15 protein-coding genes are annotated in these 18,243 nt (G+C 69.5%); 4 read left to right on the forward strand and 11 right to left on the reverse strand.

Going from position 1 to position 18,243, the window contains the following annotated elements; genetic code table 11:
• Position 1: 1 nt before the first annotated feature.
• The 4 genes from nuoK to nuoE are packed head-to-tail and all read right to left on the reverse strand — an operon-like array spanning position 2 to position 2,738.
• The gene (gene nuoK / locus QHF84_RS03660; RefSeq protein ID WP_281311749.1) at positions 2–310 is read right to left on the reverse strand and encodes an NADH-quinone oxidoreductase subunit NuoK; all 309 of its coding nucleotides are present in this window, start codon (positions 308–310) and stop codon (positions 2–4) included.
• The gene (locus QHF84_RS03665; protein ID WP_281311750.1) at positions 307–906 is read right to left on the reverse strand and encodes an NADH-quinone oxidoreductase subunit J; all 600 of its coding nucleotides are present in this window, start codon (positions 904–906) and stop codon (positions 307–309) included. The genes nuoK and QHF84_RS03665 overlap by 4 nt, the downstream gene beginning before the upstream one ends.
• Complete coding sequence (gene nuoF, locus QHF84_RS03670) at positions 903–2,255, reverse strand: NADH-quinone oxidoreductase subunit NuoF (protein ID WP_281311751.1); 1,353 nt, start codon at positions 2,253–2,255, stop codon at positions 903–905. Before nuoF ends, QHF84_RS03665 begins: the two co-directional genes overlap by 4 nt.
• Positions 2,256–2,258: 3 nt before the next feature.
• Positions 2,259–2,738 (reverse strand): NADH-quinone oxidoreductase subunit NuoE, encoded by a 480-nt coding sequence (nuoE, locus tag QHF84_RS03675; RefSeq protein ID WP_281311752.1) that lies wholly within the window; start codon positions 2,736–2,738, stop codon positions 2,259–2,261.
• 472 nt (positions 2,739–3,210) lie between these two features.
• Between nuoE and QHF84_RS03680 the strand changes: the two genes are divergently transcribed.
• Both QHF84_RS03680 and QHF84_RS03685 read left to right on the forward strand, forming a co-directional pair.
• Complete coding sequence (locus tag QHF84_RS03680) at positions 3,211–4,419, forward strand: zinc ribbon domain-containing protein (protein ID WP_281311753.1); 1,209 nt, start codon at positions 3,211–3,213, stop codon at positions 4,417–4,419.
• A gap of 26 nt (positions 4,420–4,445) precedes the next feature.
• Entirely contained in the window at positions 4,446–4,925 is a 480-nt protein-coding gene (locus tag QHF84_RS03685; protein ID WP_281311754.1) for a DUF2752 domain-containing protein, read from the forward strand.
• 42 nt (positions 4,926–4,967) lie between these two features.
• Here QHF84_RS03685 and QHF84_RS03690 read toward each other — a convergent pair whose 3' ends face one another.
• The 5 genes from QHF84_RS03690 to QHF84_RS03710 all read right to left on the reverse strand — a co-directional run bounded on the left by QHF84_RS03690 (position 4,968) and on the right by QHF84_RS03710 (position 14,690).
• On the reverse strand, positions 4,968–5,528 hold the full coding sequence (locus QHF84_RS03690; protein ID WP_281311755.1) for a hemerythrin domain-containing protein: 561 nt from the start codon (positions 5,526–5,528) through the stop codon (positions 4,968–4,970).
• Positions 5,529–5,694: 166 nt separating this feature from the next.
• Positions 5,695–6,588 carry a serine/threonine-protein kinase gene (locus QHF84_RS03695; protein ID WP_281311756.1) on the reverse strand — a complete coding sequence of 298 codons (894 nt, stop codon included), beginning with the start codon at positions 6,586–6,588 and terminating at the stop codon, positions 5,695–5,697.
• A 288-nt stretch (positions 6,589–6,876) separates the two neighbouring features.
• Positions 6,877–9,525: a DNA mismatch repair protein MutS gene (mutS, locus tag QHF84_RS03700; protein WP_281311757.1), complete on the reverse strand. Its 2,649-nt coding sequence runs from the start codon at positions 9,523–9,525 to the stop codon at positions 6,877–6,879.
• A gap of 420 nt (positions 9,526–9,945) precedes the next feature.
• A complete protein-coding gene (locus tag QHF84_RS03705; RefSeq protein WP_281311758.1) occupies positions 9,946–12,957 on the reverse strand; it encodes a hypothetical protein in 3,012 nt (1,003 codons plus the stop codon).
• On the reverse strand, positions 12,954–14,690 hold the full coding sequence (locus QHF84_RS03710) for a hypothetical protein (protein WP_281311759.1): 1,737 nt from the start codon (positions 14,688–14,690) through the stop codon (positions 12,954–12,956). The genes QHF84_RS03705 and QHF84_RS03710 overlap by 4 nt, the downstream gene beginning before the upstream one ends.
• A 121-nt stretch (positions 14,691–14,811) precedes the next feature.
• Here QHF84_RS03710 and QHF84_RS03715 point away from each other — a divergent pair, with 121 nt between their 5' ends.
• Both QHF84_RS03715 and QHF84_RS03720 read left to right on the forward strand, forming a co-directional pair.
• Positions 14,812–15,639: an SDR family NAD(P)-dependent oxidoreductase gene (locus tag QHF84_RS03715; RefSeq protein WP_281311760.1), complete on the forward strand. Its 828-nt coding sequence runs from the start codon at positions 14,812–14,814 to the stop codon at positions 15,637–15,639.
• Positions 15,640–15,686: 47 nt separating this feature from the next.
• Complete coding sequence (locus QHF84_RS03720) at positions 15,687–16,127, forward strand: gamma-glutamylcyclotransferase family protein (RefSeq protein WP_281311761.1); 441 nt, start codon at positions 15,687–15,689, stop codon at positions 16,125–16,127.
• Between the two features lie 176 nt (positions 16,128–16,303).
• Here the strand turns inward: QHF84_RS03720 and QHF84_RS03725 are convergent, their stop codons facing one another.
• Together QHF84_RS03725 and QHF84_RS03730 are read right to left on the reverse strand one after the other, a co-directional pair.
• Positions 16,304–17,194 carry a YihY/virulence factor BrkB family protein gene (locus QHF84_RS03725; RefSeq protein ID WP_281311762.1) on the reverse strand — a complete coding sequence of 297 codons (891 nt, stop codon included), beginning with the start codon at positions 17,192–17,194 and terminating at the stop codon, positions 16,304–16,306.
• A gap of 325 nt (positions 17,195–17,519) precedes the next feature.
• On the reverse strand, positions 17,520–18,230 hold the full coding sequence (locus tag QHF84_RS03730; protein ID WP_281311763.1) for a SprT family zinc-dependent metalloprotease: 711 nt from the start codon (positions 18,228–18,230) through the stop codon (positions 17,520–17,522).
• Between the last annotated feature and the right edge of the window lie 13 nt (positions 18,231–18,243).

Below are 18,243 nucleotides of genomic sequence, written 5' to 3' on the forward strand. Positions count from 1 at the left end.
GCTAGTTCCTCAAGAGATCGGCGTCGTCCGAGCGCACCGTGCTGCGGAGGCGGAAGAACGCGAGGACGATGGCCAAGCCGACGGCGGCCTCCGCCGCGGCGATGGCGATGATGAAGAAGGTGAAGATCTGCCCGGCGTGGCCCCCCACGTACTGGCGGTTGAAAGCGACCAGCGTGAGGTTCACGGCGTTCAACATCAGCTCGATGCTCATGAGGAGCACGAGCAGGTTGCGTCGGATCAAGAAGCCCACCGCGCCCGTCATGAAGAGCGCGGCGGCCACGATCACGAAGTACTCGAGCGGGACGGTCACGACCTCGCCTCCTTGGTCTGGCCTGCGGTGGGTGCGGACGTCTGGCTCGACTTCGCGTCCGCCGCGGGCAAGAGCGTGGGATCCACCTGCTTGCCGCGCGCGACCGCGACCGCGCCGATGACGGCCACGAGGAGCAGCGCGCCCGAGAGCTCGAACGGCACGAGCGCCGTCGAGAAGAGCTCGTGCCCGATCGACTCGATCGTGCCGAACTGCGGCGGCACGGCCGGCAGCGCCGTCGGCGTGACCGACTTCGTGCGCATCACGAGCGCCATCGCGCCGAGGCCGCTCACGAGGAGCGCCGCGGCGCCCACGTAACGCGCCACCGCGCCCCGCGCGTCACGCTTCGACTGCGCCGACGGGCCGAGGAGCATGATCACGAACAGGAAGAGGATCACGACCGCGCCCGCGTACACGAGGAGCTGGATCGCCGCGAGGAACTCGGCGGCCAGCATCAGGTAGAGACCCGCGATCCCGATGATCGTCGAGAGGAGGCCCATCGCCCCGCGGATCGGGTTCTTCGCGCCCACGGTCACGACCGCGCCGAGGAGCGCGATGAGCGAGCAGAGGCCGAAGTACGCCAGTTCGACTTTGTTCACAGCGCGAGCCTCCCCGTCCCGGATTTGCCCTTCGTGCGCACGTGCTCCTCGAACTCCTTGCGGTACTTGCGCAAGAAGCCGAGCGCGGGCATCGCCGTGCCCTCGCCGAACGCGCAGATCGTGTTGCCCATGATGTTGTCGGCGATCTCGTGGAGCCGATCGAGCTCCTCCATCGTGGCCTCGCCGTGGACCATCCGATCGAGGATGCGGAAGAGCCACGCGCTGCCTTCGCGGCATGGCGTGCACTGGCCGCAGGACTCGTGGCGGTAGAACCGCATCAGGTTGTGCATCGCGAGCACGATGTCCGTGTTCTTGTTCAGCACGATCGCGCAGCACGTGCCGAGCATCGTCCCGAGCGCGCGGTACGTCTCCACGCCCATCGGCACGTCGAGCACGTTCTTGCCGTGCCAGCGGTGCAGCGGCGACTTCGGATCCGGCGCGTTCACCGTCTCGTCGGGGCGCAGGATCGGACAGGACGAACCGCCGGGGATCACGCCGAGCAGCTCGCCGCCCTTCACGCCGCCGCCGAGATCGTAGATGAGCTCGCGCAGCGTCAGGCCCACGCACGCCTCGAAGACGCCGGGCTTGTTCACGTGGCCCGAGACGCCGTAGAGCCGGCAGCCGCCGTCCTTCTGATCGTGCAGGTCCGACAGCTTCGAGAAGGCGTCGCCGCCCATCGCCAGCGCCACGGGCACCGCCGCGATCGTCTCGAGGTTGTTCACGGTCGTCGGCATGCCGAACGCGCCGGCCTGCGCCGGGAACGGGGGCTTGAGCCGCGGCTCGCCGCGCTTGCCTTCGAGCGAGTTCAAGAGGCTCGTCTCTTCGCCGCAGATGTACGCGCCGGCGCCCGTGTGGACGTAGACCTCGACGGGGTAGTCGATCCCGAAGGGCTTCGCGCCGAGGTAGCCCTTCTCGCGCGCCTCCTTGATCGCGCCCCAGAGGCGCGCCTTCGACAGGTGCAGCTCGTCGCGGACGTAGATGTACGCCGCGTGCGCGCCGATGCCGAAGCAGCCGATGATGCAGCCCTCCACCACCGCGTGCGGATCGAGCTCCATGATCGTCCGGTCCTTGAAGGTCCCGGGCTCGCCCTCGTCGGCGTTGATGACGAGGTAGTGCGGCTTCTCCGGCTTCGGAGGCCACGGCATGAAGCTCCACTTCACGCCCATCGGGAAGCCGGCGCCGCCACGCCCGCGGATGTTCGCGGCCTTCATCTCCTCGACGAGGGCCTCCCGGGGCATCGAGAGCGCGCGCTTGGCCTGTTGATAGCCCCCGTCACGCTCGTACACGGGGAGCGTCCACCCCTCGGGGACGCCATACCGCTTCGTCAGATACGTCGTTTGTCGCAGCATGGGTCACTTGATGAGGCGGTCGAGGATCCGATCGACCTCGGCCGTGGTGAGGTTCTCGTAGTAGTCCTTGTCGACCTGGATCATCGGCGCAGTGCCGCACGAGGCGAGACACTCCGCCGTCCGCAAGGTCACCTTCCCGTCCTTCGTCGTCTGCCCGACGTGGATACCGAGGCGCTTCTCGCAGTGGTGGAGGATGTCATCCGCGCCGCGGAGCGCGCAGCTCAAGGTCCGGCAGACCCAGACCTGGTGCTTGCCCACGGGCTCCTTGTTGAAGAGCGTGTAGAACGTCACCACGCCCTTCACGTGCGCGGCCGATAGGCCCAGCCGAGCCGCCACCCATTCGACGACTTCGTCGGAGATCCACCCATTCTGCTCTTGGCAGAGATGGAGGACGGGGATGCAGGCCGCCTGGCGGTTCGGGTAACGCGAGAGGATTTCTTCGACGTGCTTCTCGCGGTCGGGAGACAGTGCGAACTTCGTCATGTTCGTTCGCCAGCAGGGCTAGGGGTGGATCGAGGCGGCGGCAAGCGAGCACGTGTCCTCGTGCTCGACTTCGAGCCCCTCCGTCGGGCCACGAGCCAGACTGGAAGGAGAGCGAGCCGCCCGAAGGGTTTCGCCCGCGTTTCGCTCGGGCCCCTTCTGCAGGCGCGCGCACGCTAGTGAGCGACCCCCGGTTGTGTCAAGGCGCGCCGTTCGCCATGCCGAATCTTTCTCTTTTTCTTGGCGACGCGTGAGGCCCGCGCCCACCTCGCAGCGGCTCCGTTTCATGCGCCCGAGAGCACCGCCGGGTCCGCGCGGGTTTGCTCGCTCGCAAGCGCGCACGCGCGCGTCCGATCGATCTCTGATGCCCCCTTGCGTTGTGCTTGAGAAGTGGGGCGAACCTCCTCTACGCTGCCCGCCGCCTCGCGCCCTTCGCAACCGTTCGAATGACGCAGAGCGCCTCGGGAGGTGGTTCGTGTTCTGTCCGAATTGTGGGACACAAAACTCGGAGACGGCGACGACGTGCACGAAGTGCGGCTTCAACCTGAAAGGAGCCGCCGCGCCGAAGTTCAAGGGGACGATGCTGATGAGCCAGCAGCCCCCCACGCCGCCCGCGGGGGCCATGCCGCCGCCGGCGCCGCCGCCGCCGATGGCTCCGCCCATGCCGGCCGCCGCGCCGCCGCCGCCAGGCATGCCGCCCGCCGGCCCGACGCTGGGGGATCAAGGCCTCGCGGGCACGGTGATCGGCGTGCCGCCCGCGGGCCTCGGCCCGACGGCCGCCCCGCCGCCGGCCGCGCCCCCGCCCCCGCCCGGATATCCGGCGGCCGGCGGATACGAGCCGCAGGGCGGGCTCGGGAGCACGATCGCGATCGATCAGATCCCGAACTTCACGCCTCCCTCGCCGAACCCGCCCGGGATCCCGTCGCCCGGCGCGTTCCCGGCCCCCGCAGGCCCGCCCCCCGGCGGCGGCTTCGGCGCGCCCCCGCCCGGCGGACCCATGGGCGGCTCGCCTGCAGGCGGCTACGGCGCTCCTCCGCCTCCCGCGGGCGGTTACGGCGCTCCTCCGCCTCCCGCGGGCGGTTACGGCGCTCCTCCGCCTCCCGCGGGCGGTTATGGCGCTCCTCCGCCCCCCGCGGGCGGTTACGGCGCTCCTCCGCCTGGCGGCGCCTACGGCCCGCCTCCGGGTGATCCGGGCGCGATGGGCGCTCCCGGCGGCTACGGCGCGCCTCCCGGCGGCGCGTACGGCGCGCCTCAAGGCGGCGCGATGGTGGCCCCTGGCCAGTACCCCGGCGGCGCGATGGGCGCTCCGATGGGCATGGGCGGCGCCATGATGGGCGCTCCGGGCGGCGGCATGGGCGGCATGCGTGGAACGACGCGCAACCCGACGACCGCGCTGCTCGGCACGCTCTTCTGCTGCGGCATGTACCACCTGTTCGGCGGCTACGGCATGCTGAACGAGCTCAAGGCCTACACGAAGGACGAGTCGCTCCAGACGTGGCACCTCTTCGTCCCGATCCTGAACCTGCTCATGATCCTGAAGCTGCCCGAGATCGTGACGCGGGCGAAGCAGGCGGCCGGCTCGCGCAACCCGCAGTCGCAGAGCCTCGTGATGTACATCTTCCTCTTCCCCTACGCGCTGGCGAAGGACCTGAACCAGGTCTGGGATCCGAACGCGGCAGACTGATCGACCAGGACGAACCGGGGCGACGCTTGGACAAACCCATCGCCGCCCCGGTCCCCGTTCCACACGCCCCGCACCCCTACCCCGTCGCGCATCCTTCCGCGCCCCCTCGTCCGAAAGGATCCGCGCTCGGTCGCGCCGCGCGCCTCGCCGCCGTCGGCGCAGTTCTGGGCGTCGCGGTCGCGGTGCGTTTCCCCCTCTGCCCGTTCGCGCTCATCACGCGCCACCCCTGCCCCGGCTGCGGCCTCACGCGCGCCGCCCTCGCCCTCGCCACCGGCGACCTCCGCGAGGCCGTCCACTTCCACCCGCTCGTGATCCCCATCGTCCCCATCGTCGCGCTCCTCGCGCTGCAAGGAAGCTACAACTACGTGCGCCACGGCCGCTGGTACACGTTCGCGTTTCAGCAGACGCGTTTCGTCACCCTCGGCTCGATCGTGCTCGCGGTCGCCATGATCGCCGTCTGGTTCGCGCGCTTCTTCGGCGCCTTCGGCGGCCCGGTCGCCGTGTAGCCGGGCCGCATTCGTTGCTGCACCAAGGATCTTCGCGCCGCGTCAGATCGCCCCGCGCGGCGCCGGACGACGCGCGCCTCGACGCATCCGCGGCTCCGCCCGGGACGCGTCTTCCTCGTCGTCCTCCTCCGAGGGACGCGTGTACGTCGTGCGCGTGTCGCCCGCGCCCGCGAGCAGCCGGTTGTACGAGCGCTCGATCTCCTCGCCGAGCACGTCGAGCTCCTCGTCCGTGAGGCTACGCTTGAGCTTCGGGAACACCACGTCTTCCTCGACGTCCGCGTGCTTCTCGAAGCGCTCGCGCAGCGCCGCGATCATCGCCGCGAACTGCGGCCCCGTGCGCGGCATCGTGAGCGCGACGCGCGCGGCGTCGAGGATGCGCGTGTGCTCTTCGCGCGCCTCGCGCACCTTCGTGTCGTCGCCGAGCCTGCTCGCGCACGCGATGTAGACGTACGCCTCCTCGACGCGGACGTGCGCCTCGACGGCGCGCAGCGCGGCGTAGAACGCCTCCTCGCTCCCCACGCCGACCGGCGACGCCTCCGCGAGCCGCGACAGCAGCGCGCAGACGTCACGGTGCTGTTGCTCCAACAGATCGAGTGCATCCATCAGCCCTCTCCTCCAAGCCTGTCGCTGCGGCGGCGGTCTCCGCTCCCGCGGGCGGAAACCATGAGCGAAAGCCGCGCAGCGCGGCCGTCTATGGCAAGGAGCGGGCCCAGGGCGGGCGCGCACGGCGTGCTCGATGCCGCGCCGGCGCCACGTGGCGGGTGATCTCCTACCCTGCGAGCGCCGCGGCCACCCCGGCGACCTTCGCGCGCGGGCGCCTCATCTCGGAGAGCGCGCGTCGCATTTCTGCGGCGCCCGAGAACCGCGCGTCCGGGTGTTTCGCCAGCGCGCGCGACAGGAGGACGTCGAGCGCGCGCGGCACGCTCCGGTTCTCCGCGCGCAGCGGCACCGGCGCTTTGCGCACCGTCGCCACCGCCACGTCGAGGTCCCCTTCCCCTCGGAAAGGCAGCTTCCCCGACACGGCGTAGTAGAGCAGGAGAGCCGTCGCGAACAGATCACTCTGCGCCGTGATCGCGCGGCCGCGCGTCACTTGCTCGGGCGACATGAACCGGATCGTCCCTACGAGCGCGCCGCGGCTGTCCGCCGTCACCCCGTCCCCCGTGTCCACGCCCGGCTCGTGGGCGAAGCCGAAGTCGAGCAGGAGCACGCGCGTCTCGCCCGCGGGCCCCTCGGTGAGCAGGACGTTCTCCGGCGTGAGATCCCGGTGCACGATCCCCGCCGCGTGCACGGCCTCGAGCCCGGCCAGGATCCGGTCCGTGATCTCGAGCGCGCGCCCGATCGAGAGCGGCCCGTCCTCCCGCACGACGGCCCCGAGCGTCCGGCCTCGGTAAAGCTCCATCAAGTAGTACGGCCGCCCGTCGCTCATGTGCCCGTGACCGAGCACCGGCGCCACGTTCGGGTGCACGACCCGACGCGTGAAGGAGATCTCCCGCTCGAACCGGGCCCGCGCCCCTTCGTCGTTCGCGAAGCAGGCCCGCAGCGTCTTCAGCGCCACGCGCTTGCCCGAGGCGATCTCGCGGGCAGCGTACACGAGCCCCATGCCGCCTTCGGCCACGACGCCCTCGAGCCAAAGGCCCGGCACGTACGGAGCTCCCTGATCCACCGTAGGGCCGGGGAACGGAGCGTCGAGCGTCGGGAGGGGGTCCCGGGACAATCCTTCGTTGAAATTCGGAGGCGTCATGATCGGGGCAGCAGGTCATTTCTGCACGCTCCCCGTCAGGAATCACCCGAAAAGTGCATCGGCACCTTGCCCGGCTCGGATCAGGACCGTCCTCAACGTTTCCCCGCGCAAGATGGACGGTAAGCACACGTCCCAGGTGCGGATGCGCAGGTCCACGAGCGCTCGCAGAGCCGGATCGCTTGCTTTTTCCCGCAGCCGTTTTCGGCGTGTTCAGGAGGGCAGGAGCGACTTCAGGCGCGCGACGAACGTGAGCGCGTCGAGCGGCGTCAAACGCTCGATCTCCACGGCGCGCAGCGTTTCGAGGACGGGCGCGGCCGCATCCGTGTCGGGTTTCGCCTTCGCGAACAGGTCGAGCTGCACCCCGCCTTGCCGGGTGCGTCCGCGCATCGTCGCGTGTTTGCCCGAGGGCAGCGGCGCGCCCGCTTCGAGCGTCGAGAGGATCGCCTTGGCGCGCGCGAGCACCGGCTCGGGCAGGCCCGCGAGCCTGGCGACCGCGACGCCGTAGCTGCGGCTCGCCGGCCCTTTGACGAGCTTGTGCAGGAAGACGACGTCGCCGCCATGCTCGCGCGCCGAGACCGACCAGTTCGCCACGCCGGACCCATGCTGCGCGAGCTCCGTCAGCTCGTGGTAGTGCGTGGCGAACATCGCGCGGCAGCCGACCGCGTCGTAGAGGTGCTCGGCCACGGCCCACGCGATCGCGAGCCCGTCGTACGTGCTCGTGCCACGACCGATCTCGTCGAGGATCACGAGCGAGCGCCGCGTCGCGTCGCGCAGGATCGTCGCGGTCTCGCGCATCTCGACCATGAACGTGCTCTCGCCGCGCGCCACGTTGTCGCTCGCGCCGACGCGCGAGAGCACCCGATCGACGAGCCCGATCCGCGCGGCCTGCGCAGGGACGAAGCTCCCCGCCTGCGCGAGGATCGTGATGAGCGCGACCTGGCGCATCAACGTCGACTTGCCTGCCATGTTCGGGCCCGTGAGCAGCCAGAGACGCTCGCCGCCGAGATCGAGCATCGTGTCGTTCGGCACGAAGCGACCCGCTGCGGCGAGGCGCTCCACCACGGGATGCCGCCCGCTCTCGATCACGAGCGCCTCGCCCATGTCGACCACGGGCCGCACGTAGTCCTGCCGATGCGCCACGTCCGCGAGCGCCGCGGCCACGTCCCACGACGCGAGCGTCCGCGCGAGCCTGCGGATCCGCTCCGCGTTCTCCGCGACGAGGCGCACGAGCCCTTCGAAGATGTCGGTCTCCCGCGCGAGCGCGCGCGACTCGGCATTCTCCAGCCCGTCCGCCAGCTCGTCGAGACGATCACTCGTGAAGCGCTCGCCGCCGGCCACCGTCTGCTTGCGCCGGAAGTCCGGCGGCACCTTGCCGAGGTGCGTCTTCGTCACCTCGATGTACCAGCCGAACACGCGCGTGTAGCGGATGCGGAGCGAGCCCGCGCCCGTCTTCTCACGCAGCTCCGCTTCGAGCTTCGTCATCTCCTCGGCGCCGCCGCGCGCGAGCCTGCGTTGCGTGGCAAGCTCTGCGTCGTACTCCTCGCGGACGAACCCGCCCTCCCGCGCGAGCGCCGGCGGCCGATCCACGAGGGCCGCCGCGAGCTTCGCCGCAATCTCGGGCAGCGTGTCCACCTCCGCGCCGAAGAGTTCGCGCGCTTCGCCATCGGTATCCACGATCGACCGCGTCGCCGCGACCGCCGCCGGAGCCGCGAGGAGACCATCCCTGAGCGCACCGAGATCCTTCGGCGTCGCCTCACGCAGCACCGCGCGCACGCTGAGCCGCTCGAGATCCCCCACCCTGCCGAGCGCCTCCCGAAGCTCGCCACGCGCCCGCGGGTTCTCCACGAACGCCTGGACCTCATCGAGCCGCCGTCGAATCGCCGCCACGTCGAGCAGCGGCGCAAGCAGCCGTCGCCTGAGGAGCCGCGCCCCCGCCGGCGTCACCGTCGCGTCCACCGTCTCGAGCAGCGTCCCCTTCCGCGACCCGTCCGCCCCTCGCACAAGCTCGAGGTGCACCTGCGCGGTCTCATCGATCCGCATCGCCCCCGTCGGGTCGTACGGCGCAATCCTCCGCACAGGCAAAGGACTCCCCGGCGTACACTTGTGCGCAAACCGGAGCGCCCGCGCCGCCGCCCGCCGCGCCGCAATCGGCAAGGTCGAAGCCGCCTCCGCCGCAATCGGCTCCGCCACCGACCCATCGATCGTGGCCGCCACGTCTCCATCCTCGAGCGGCTCGTCATCCCGCAACACCGCACGAGGCGCCGCGAGCCCAGCGCCCTTCTTCACATCCGGATCGAGCCCCCCGCCAACGAGCACCTCCCGCGGATCACACCGGGCAAGCTCCGCGAGCAGCGAAGCAAGATCAGGAATGATCCCGGCCGAAAGCTCTCCCGTCGAAAGATCGAGCAGCGCAATCCCACGCTCCGCATTACCAGACTCGGTGTCCACAGCGACGAGGTAGTGGTTTGCCCGCGCGTCGAGCTGCTCCGTATCCGTCACGAGCCCCGGCGTGATCACGCGAACGACCTGCCGCGGCACGATCCCCTTCACCGTGGAGGGATCAGCCATCTGCTCGCAGATGGCCACCTTGTGCCCAAAGGCGAGCAAGCGAGCAACGTATCCGGCAGCCGCGTGGTGAGGCACACCGGCCATGGGCTCTTCGTCGGGATTCCCCTTGTTCCGGCTCGTGAGGGCGATGTCGAGGAGGCGCGCCGCAATGACGGCATCCTCCCGGAACATCTCGTAGAAATCCCCCATCCTGAAAAACAAGATTGCGTCGGGATGGGCAGCCTTGGCCTCCTCATACTGCCGCATCACAGGGGTGAGCTTCTTGCCGCTACTGCTGCCGCGCACTTGCACGGCCCCCCCTTACCATGGTTTGCCCAGTAGGTCCCCTTCGTTTGTCCAGGGCGCCTCGGAAAAACCTCGAACCTCGACAGGTGTTCAGGATGCGCGGGGCTTTGCCCCGCACCCCAGAAGGGGGCTGTCCGCCCCCTTCACCCCGGACCAGCGCAAGCGCTGGACTCGGGGTCGATGAACTGCGCGATGCGCAGTTCATCGAACGGCCCGGTCAAGACCGGCGACGTACCTGCCAAAGAAGACGGTCGCGCTGACGGTTCAGCTCGAAACGCACCTCTACGGTCTTGCCATCGGCCCGCTGGAAAAACTGCGCGGAGCGCAGTTTTTCCACCTGAGGTCCAGCGCTGGCGCTGGTCCGGGTCCAGGGGTGGACAACCCCTGGTCGGGGTCCGGGGTGAAACCCCGGCGCCACGCAGCAGCTCAGTAATATTGCCGCGTAATGTCCAGACGGCTCGCCGAGAGGAGAATGAGGCCTTCGAGCGACCCGTCGGTGATGGCGAGCTCGCCGGTCGAGGGCACGAACGTGACTGCCTGGGGCTGGATCTCGGTCGTGGACGAGGCGAGGTTCAGGAGGAGGGGGCGGAAGTTGCCTTGCGTCGCGAACTGGAAGAAGGTGTCGCGCGGGGGGCCGTTGATCGTGGCTGAATTCGGGTTCGCGTCGAATTCGCTCCCCGGCGCTGGATCGTTGATGGCCATCCGGAAGAAGGGATTGATGAAGGCGAGGATGTCGCCGTCCTTCACCACTTCCCCGTGCGGCGCGGCGCGCACGCGGCCGTTGAACCGCGCGAGCGTCGGATCACACGAATTGCGGCAGGCGCCGAGCTGCGTGGCGCCGGCGCTCTCCGGGGCGGCGATCACGTGGTGCAAGAAGCCCGAGGCATCTCCGATGACCGACCATTGCCCGCCCACGCGGACGTTGAAACCGACCAGCGTGGGGAAGCAGCATTCGATGAGCTCCGGCGACGCTCCGCCGCGTGACGCGCCGAGCTCCAGGTGATCCTGATAAGCCTCGACGATCGTGAGGTCGCGTGCCTCGCGCGGGAGCTCGGCCGGGCCGAACGTCGATTTGCATTGCTGGTACGTGCAGACCCCTTGTGTCTCCGGGCTCGTCCAGTGGAGGTCGTCCTCCTCGGGGATGTTCGAGGCGATTTGCACGTAATCGGCGAAGGCCTTCGCTTTCGCCGCGGCGTTCGCGTCGCCCTCGCTCGCGAGGATCTCCTCCCAGGCGCGTTGCCCGAGCACGCCTTGATCGCAGAACCGGCTCGCGGCGTCGGAGAGCTTCGCCGTCGGGCCGCCCGTGAGATCGAGCCGCCCGGCTTTCCCGGCAAACCCCGGCAACGCGCCCTCGTAGGTGATCGTGAATGACTGGCTCGTCGACTGGGCGCGCGGATCCTCGAAATTCATCGCGACCGTGTGCTCGGGATCCCCGGCGTTCGTCGTGAGCCCCGTTTTTTGATCGATCACCCGGATCGTCCCGCCCACGGCGAGCGTGAAATGCTCGGGCGGTATCGTCTGGTTCGCATTCGGGGGAACCGGCACCGTCGCGCGAATGATCGGCCCGTTCTCGTCGAACGTCGATTGGAGCGTCCCCTGGTTGTTGTAAAGCAAGGGGAAACCCGAGAGGCCGGGCTGGTTCTGCCCCGTCCGCTCCGACGTCCGCATGTAGTTCGCGCTGCGCGGCGTGTGCGGCACGACGATGTTGCACGAGATCTCGCCCGTGCTCGCGAGCACCTCTTCCCCGCCGAGATCCGCGGGCGCGCCGGGCGGCGGGCAGCCATAAAGATACGTGTACCGCGTCGGCGCGCGGCAAAGCGCGTCGTAATCGTCGATGTCGACGACCGCGATCTGCCCCGTGCCGAGCACCACGTACGCGAACGCCCCGCGCATGCGCGTCGGGCCTGCGCCGCTCTCGTAGGTCCCGCTCGTCCGGTAGAGCGTCTCGGGATCACACGAGGTCGACGACGCGGTGCAGACCGTGAGATCCGGATCCGGACTGCAACGGACGCCCTCCGGGGCCACGCCCGTGTTCGGGATGGGCGCCGGGTTGTCACGCTCGATGATCACGAGATCCTGCACAGGGACGCCGAACTCCACGCGATCGGGCGCCTGCGCGGGCGTCCACTCGGGGTGCGGCCGCGTGACGGGCCTGCGCGAGGTCGCGTCCTCGGCGATGTCGAAGACCATCACGCTGCCGTCGAGATCGTCGACCGCGTAGAGGAACCGATCGAGCGAGCCCGCGAGCGTCGGCGACGCGGCGAGCTGGCTCGTGGTCACGACCCGGTTCGGCTCGCGCAGCGACGTCGGCAGCAGCGGCTCCCGCTCGATCGGCTCGCACGGCGTCTTCATGTCGAGCACGTGGACGACGGGCGCGTCGAGATCGCCGACGAAGAGCCGTTTCTCGGAGAGCGTGATCCCCGCGGGGCGTGCTTCGTAGTCCTGGGCGGGCGCGGGCGCCGTCACGGGGGGCGCGACGCACGCGGCGCCCGTCGGCGGAGGCGCGGGCGGGCTCTGCACGGGCAGGTCCACCGTGAGCGGGACCCAGCGATCGATGGGGCACTCCTTCCACGAGCCCGGCGGGTGCACGTAGACGAGCTCGCCCGTCTCCGGATCCTTGCGAGGCGTGCCGTCGGCCTCGCGCTCCACGTCGAAGAGCGCCTGCGCGTCGATCACGGCGAGCGCGCCGAGATCGGGGATCGTCACGACGAGCTTGGGCCGACCGAGGCCCTCCTGCGTGAGGTCGACGAGGAAACCGCCTGCCCCATCGGGCTCCGGATCCCGCGGCTTCGAATACGTGGTGTCGTCGCAGTGCGCGCGGACCTCGCCCGCGTCGTTCTTCGGATCGTAGACGACGAGCATCTCGCCGGGCGCGCCCGGCAGCGCGCAGGCGGGCCAGCTCGACAGCGTCTTCGGCGCGCACGTGCTGCAGACGCGGAGGTCCTTCGCGGCGAGCGCGAAAATCCCCTCGCGGCCGGGCTCGGCGACGCCCACGAACGCCGCCGTGCTGCCGCTCGTGCTCGCGATGTCGACGGGCTGCGCGCCGATCGGCAAGAAGTTCGCGCCGGGCACGCGCGGGTTCGAGTCGAGCACGGAGTCGACCTTCGTGTTCATGTCGATCACGGCCACCTCGCCGCGCGTCGTCTGCGTCACGAGCGCGTAGAGGTGCGGCTGCGTCGTCACCCCGTTCGACACCGCGAAATCGTCGGGCGTCGCGAACCGCGTGCCGCCGCATCGCTCGAACGGCAAGGCCGGCGTGGTCCCGAGGCCCGGGGCGCCGAGGCAGAGGAACGAGACGCGGCCCGATCGCTCGAGGGCGCGGACCTCCGACGCCACCGTCTGCGTCTGGCATCCACCGGCGGAGACGACGAGCACGAGGGGCAAACCGAGCGCGGCGAGCGTGAGGCCGCCGAACGAAGAGAAAATACGCCGCTTCATTGTGACTCCTTGGGCGGCACCGGTTTGCCGAGCGTCATGTACATGGCCCCGAACGTGGCGTGATTCCGCATGTCGAGGTCCACGACGCCGACGTAGGAATCCGTGAAATGGGCTACGTACATCGTCGAGTACCAGATGGGGTTGCCCTGTGCGTCGAGGACCAGATTCCCCGCCTCGTCCCGCACGCGCTCCGTGTCGAAGGCGAGGGCGTGCGGGCCGCGGCCCGTCTTGATGACGTTGTCCACGCGCCGCGAGACCGGATCGTACGAGAAGACGAAGGCCGAATCGTAGGCCACGGCGAAGACGCGCCACGCCGGAAGGCCATCCTGCCCGATCACCCGGCCCATCTTCACGCGTGACGAGCCGAACGCGAGCGGCACCGCGTCGTGGAACGAGACCTCCTCGAACGCGCCGGTCACCTCCGGGCCGTTCGGCCCTTCACGCTCGGTGAACTTCGTCTCGATCTGCCCGATCACGAGCGCCGCGGGCGCGCGGTTCGCCATGTAGACGCCGAGCGGGTTGTCCTCGGCGCAGGCCCGGAGGCAACTGTTTCGCACCGCGCCGGTCGGGCACGCGTCCTCGCACGCCCGCCGCTCCGTCCCGTCGATCGCGACCCCACGCGAGTCCGTCGAGCTCGCCGTCGTCCCGATGCGCACCGACGCGCTGCGCGTGATGAACGGCCGGGCCGGGCTCGATCCGCCGTCGTCGTTGTACCGCAGCACGTCGAACACCGCCGACGATCGGTAGCTCACGCCGAACGCGGGCGTGTAGTCGATCGTGCCCCGGTTCTCCTCGATGAGCCGCGCGATCGGGATCGCCGCGACGTCCGTCGGCCCCGGCGGCAAGCCCGTGAGGTAGTGCTCGAGCGCAGGCTCGCTCGCCCAGCGGTTCACGATGAGGCTCGCCGTCTGCTCGGTCTGGTGCACGACGACGATCGACTCGCCGCGGTCGTCCACCGCGATGCCGAAGGGCTCGACGGGCAACGTGAGATCGCGCTGGCTGTCCGAGGGATCACGGCCGACGAGGAAGTCACGCGAGCATCGCCCGCCCGAGGACGTCGCCCCGCACTCGAGGCAGATCGTGCCGCCGCAGGCCGATTCGGCAGGCAGCGGCGCGCCGTCGCACGTGATCTCGCGGTCGTCGGTGATGTCGAAGTACGTCACCGAGGGATCACCGCGCACCGGCACGAAGAGGCGCGCGCCGCGGCCATCCGCGCACGGGTTCGGCTTCACGGCGATCACCGCGTCGGTGGCGAAGGCGCCGATCGTCACGGCCTTCCCGCCCTGCCGGTACGCAGAGAGCTCGACGGGCGCGCAGGGCCCCGGGTAGAGCGTGGTGTTGTCGTTGCGCCCGACGCCGAGCGTGCGGCACGCCTCGGCCGTCGGATCGCCGCTCGACGCGGGGCTCGCGGCAGCGTCGATGATGGCCTGCCGGAGTTTGTCCGTGTCGGCCCGGAGCTTCGCGAGGTCGAGCGCGAGGACCGTGCCGCCGTTGTATTGCAGATCGAAATCGGAGTTCGCCACGTAGAGCGCGGTTCGTCCGGGCGAAACCACGAGGCCCGTCGGGTAGTAGAACGTGTCGATCGGCGGCGGCAAGCCGTCGGCGACCGAGAAGCAGCCTCCGAGGCCAACGAGGCCGGAGGCGGCGAGGACCAGCGCGGCGGAGGCGAAGCGCGCCCGGCGTGGCAAGGGGCCCGCGGCGCTCGGGCGACGGAAGACAGGTTCGGGCGACATGGCGCGGCGCAGCCTAGTTTGCCGCCCCCTGCAGGGCAAGGCGCCGAGCCTCTGCCTCGCACGTATCCCGCCCGGGACGCGTCACGCGCCGGCTCGCCGCCGCCTCGTGGTATCGATGCCCATGCCCATCCGAGAATTTCGAGGCAAGGTCGCCGTCGTCACCGGCGCAGCCAGCGGAATCGGCCTGTCGATCACGCGCGCCCTCGTCCGCCACGGGGCCCACGTCGCACTCGTGGACAAGGATCCCGCAGTCGAGAAGCTCGCCGCCGAGCTCACCGCCTCCGGCAGCCGCGCGACGGCCCATGTCCGGGACGTGGCCGATCGCAGCCGCATGCTCGCGCTCCCCGACGAGATCCTCGCCGCACACGGCCACGTGAACCTGCTCGTGAACAACGCCGGCGTCTCCGTGGCAGGCCCCTTCGAGGCCACACCGCTGGAGGACGTGGACTGGATCGTCTCCGTGAACTTCTGGGGCGTCGTCCACGGTTGCCGCGCATTCCTGCCCGCGCTGCGCCGCGAGCCCGAAGCACACATCGTCAACGTGACGAGCTCCTTCGCATGGCTCGGCCTCCCCGGCAAGAGCGCATACTCCGCCACGAAGGCCGCCGTCCGCGCATTCTCCGAGTCCTTGCGCATCGAGCTCGCCTCGGCCTCGCCCCCAGAAAACCCCGTCGGCGTCACCCTGCTCTTCCCAGGTCCCGTCGACACGAACATCATCCAAGCCGGCCGCGTCACGAGCGAAACGCAACGCAGCGCCGAAGCCCAGTTCCTCGCCTCGCGCGGGCTCGACCCGAACCAAGTCGCCGAGCGATGTCTCGAGGGCATCCAGGCAAACGCAGCACGCGTCGTGCTCGGCACCGACTACCGCATCCTCGACCTCGCCACGCGCCTCTCCCCAGATCTCTCGCTCGCCCTGGCCACGCGTTTGTCCCGGTTCCTCCCGTTCTGAGCGCGACGCGCTTTGCGTTTCGACCCCCGTCGTTTATCGTCCCAGCCATGGCCGCGACGCCGACGAACCGCGAGATCATACTCTTCGTGTGCGACAGCCTGATGCAAGGCGAAGAGCTCCACACACGCCTTGCCGCCGCACGCCCCCTCGGCCCAGCGACGACCGCCGCAGCCTACGATCTCGTCGACCTCGGAACCACAGGCGCCCTCGTACCAGGCGGCAGAGTCTCCGTCTCAGGCGAGCTCTACGCCCTCGAACCACAAGCCCTCGCCACCCTCGACGTCTTCCGCGGTCACCCCGTCCTGAACCAACGCATCCCCATCCAACTCGCCGACGGCCGCGAAGCACAAAGCTACGCCGTCGCCCCCGACCAATCCGCAGGCCGAAGGCGCATCCTCTCCGGCGACTGGCGCAAACGCCGCGGCGCCACGAGCCTCGGCGGCAGCCGCGGCGCCGGCCCCGTCGTCCGCTGGTCCGGGCGGCGGTGAGCCGAGCCGGGGTTTCACCCCGGACCCCGACCAGGGGTTGTCCACCCCTGGACCCGGACCAGGCACGGCCTGGACCGGTGATGCAAAACCCGCGCGATGCGCGGTTTTTGCAACGGGCCGCGTCGAGACTGGCGACGATGTTGATCATCAAAGCGTGAGGGTGGGGCAAAGCCTCGTCAGGGATTCGACGGTAGTTGCCGCTCGCCTTTTCGCTTTCCGCCCGCCGAGTAATGTTCGAGCAGCGAGTTCACCTCGGAGCCGAGCAAGATCACGAGTCCGGCTACGTAGAGCCATAACAGGAGCACGATCACCGCGCCGAGGCTCCCGTACGTCGCCTCGTATTTCCCAAAGTTTTCCACGTAAAACCGGAAACCGAGGGCGGCCAGGACGAGCACGGCGACGCCGAGGACGGCGCCTGGCGTGATGAACCGGAAGCTTTGCTCCACGTTTGGCCCGAAGTAATAGACGACGGCGAAGGCCGTCAGCAAGAAGCCCAGGATCACCATCCACCGGAATGCGGAGAAGAGCTTCAAGAGCGCGCCGCTCCAGCCGATGATCTCGGCCACCTCGCGCTGCAGGATCCCGCCGAATACGATGAGCCCGAACGCGGTCACGACGAGCGCGCCGAAGAGCAGGACGAGCAGCACCGACATCCCGCGTGTCTTCCAGAAAGGCCGCGTCTCCTTCACGTCATAGGTCACGTTGAGCTGCCCGATGATCGCGTTGAGCCCGTTCGACGCAGCCCAGAGCGCGCCCAAAAAGCCCACCGAAAGCAGCCCGCCGCGCCGCTCGGAGAGCACCCGATCCACCGTGGTCGTGAAGAGCTCCGCCGCCTGCGTCGGCATCGCCTCCCGCAGGAGATCCATGATCGCCGTCTCGAGCCCAGGAATGGGCAAATAGGGCAAGAGACTCAGGACGAAAATGGCAGCGGGAAAGATCGACAACATCAGGAAATACGCCAGCGCAGCCGCGCCCGTCGAGACCTGGTCCTCGCGGATCTCGTTGTAGAGATCCTTGAAGAAACGCCGGACGCCGACGCCGGGCCGGATCAAGCGGCTGAGGGGCACGAGCTTTCGCTCTTTTCCGCGATTGGCCCGGAAGGGCTTGCGCCAGCGGAAACGTGCGCGCCTCGGACGGCTTTGCACACCGAGCGGGTGATGGGTCCGCATGAGCTCTCCCGGGGCAAGCCGGATGCCGGACGGTTCTCGGCCCGACGGGCTTCGCTTGACGCGGATGGACGTGGCCGCTCGATTTCGCCGATCCGCCGCCGCGCGATCGCCGGGCACTGCGCGGGTTCCAGGGTCCTACCCTGGGAGCCCAAGGACCATGCAGGGGCGTGGTACGGCGGGGGAGCCAGCGCGGCGGCGCCTTCCCGGGCGCCTCGCCTCCCGATCACCCCGGTAGCGGCTTCCAATCCTCCTCTGCGAGGGGCGTGGCGTTCAGCTCCTGGCGAAGGAAGCGCCACTTCGGCAGGTGTCGGTCCATCAGGGCCGTGAACCGCTCGCCGTGGTGTCGCGTGATCAGGTGCACGAGTTCGTGAACGACGACGTACTCGATGCACGAAAGCGGCTTCTTCGCCAGCTCCAGGTTGAGCCAAATACGGCGCGCCGTCACATTGCAGGCGCCCCATTGGGTCTTCATTCGCTTGATGCCCCACGCAGCGATCTCGACGCCGAGCGTCCTTTGCCAGGACGTGAGGAGGGGCCGCACGAGTTCGCGAAGTTGCTCTCGGTACCAGCGCATTAGGATCCGCTCCCGTTGCGCGCTCTCGCTGCCCGCGCGTGCATGGAGTTCGAGGATCGTTCGGGTCCGCAGCACGATCCGCCCAGCCCCTTCGGTCTCCACAACGCGAAGCCGATAGCGCCGGCCCAGGAAGTAGTGGCTCTCCCCGCTGACCATCTCGCGCGAGGACTGCCGGCTTTGCCCCTCGAAGCTGGACCTCTGACGCTTGATCCAGGCGAGGTTCTTGATCACCGCCACCCGGACAGCCGCGTCGGACACGGCCGAAGGCGCCGCCACGCGGACCCGCCCATCGGGCGGATACACGCCGAGGTGAAGATTCTTGATGTCCTTCCGGACCACAGATACCCGCACGCCGCTCACGGTGAGGACGTGG

Source organism: Polyangium sp. y55x31 (assembly GCF_029946505.1).
GTDB lineage: Bacteria > Myxococcota_A > Polyangia > Polyangiales > Polyangiaceae > Polyangium.

Excerpts from the sequence above, each read along its gene's own strand:
- nuoF (WP_281311751.1), bottom strand. The coding sequence starts at position 2,255 with ATGCTGCGACAAACGACGTATCTGACGAAGCGGTATGGCGTCCCCGAG.
- nuoE (WP_281311752.1), bottom strand. The coding sequence starts at position 2,738 with ATGACGAAGTTCGCACTGTCTCCCGACCGCGAGAAGCACGTCGAAGAA.
- QHF84_RS03690 (WP_281311755.1), bottom strand. The coding sequence starts at position 5,528 with ATGGATGCACTCGATCTGTTGGAGCAACAGCACCGTGACGTCTGCGCG.
- QHF84_RS03720 (WP_281311761.1), top strand. The coding sequence starts at position 15,687 with ATGGCCGCGACGCCGACGAACCGCGAGATCATACTCTTCGTGTGCGAC.
- QHF84_RS03715 (WP_281311760.1), top strand. The coding sequence starts at position 14,812 with ATGCCCATCCGAGAATTTCGAGGCAAGGTCGCCGTCGTCACCGGCGCA.
- QHF84_RS03705 (WP_281311758.1), bottom strand. The coding sequence starts at position 12,957 with ATGAAGCGGCGTATTTTCTCTTCGTTCGGCGGCCTCACGCTCGCCGCG.
- QHF84_RS03710 (WP_281311759.1), bottom strand. The coding sequence starts at position 14,690 with ATGTCGCCCGAACCTGTCTTCCGTCGCCCGAGCGCCGCGGGCCCCTTG.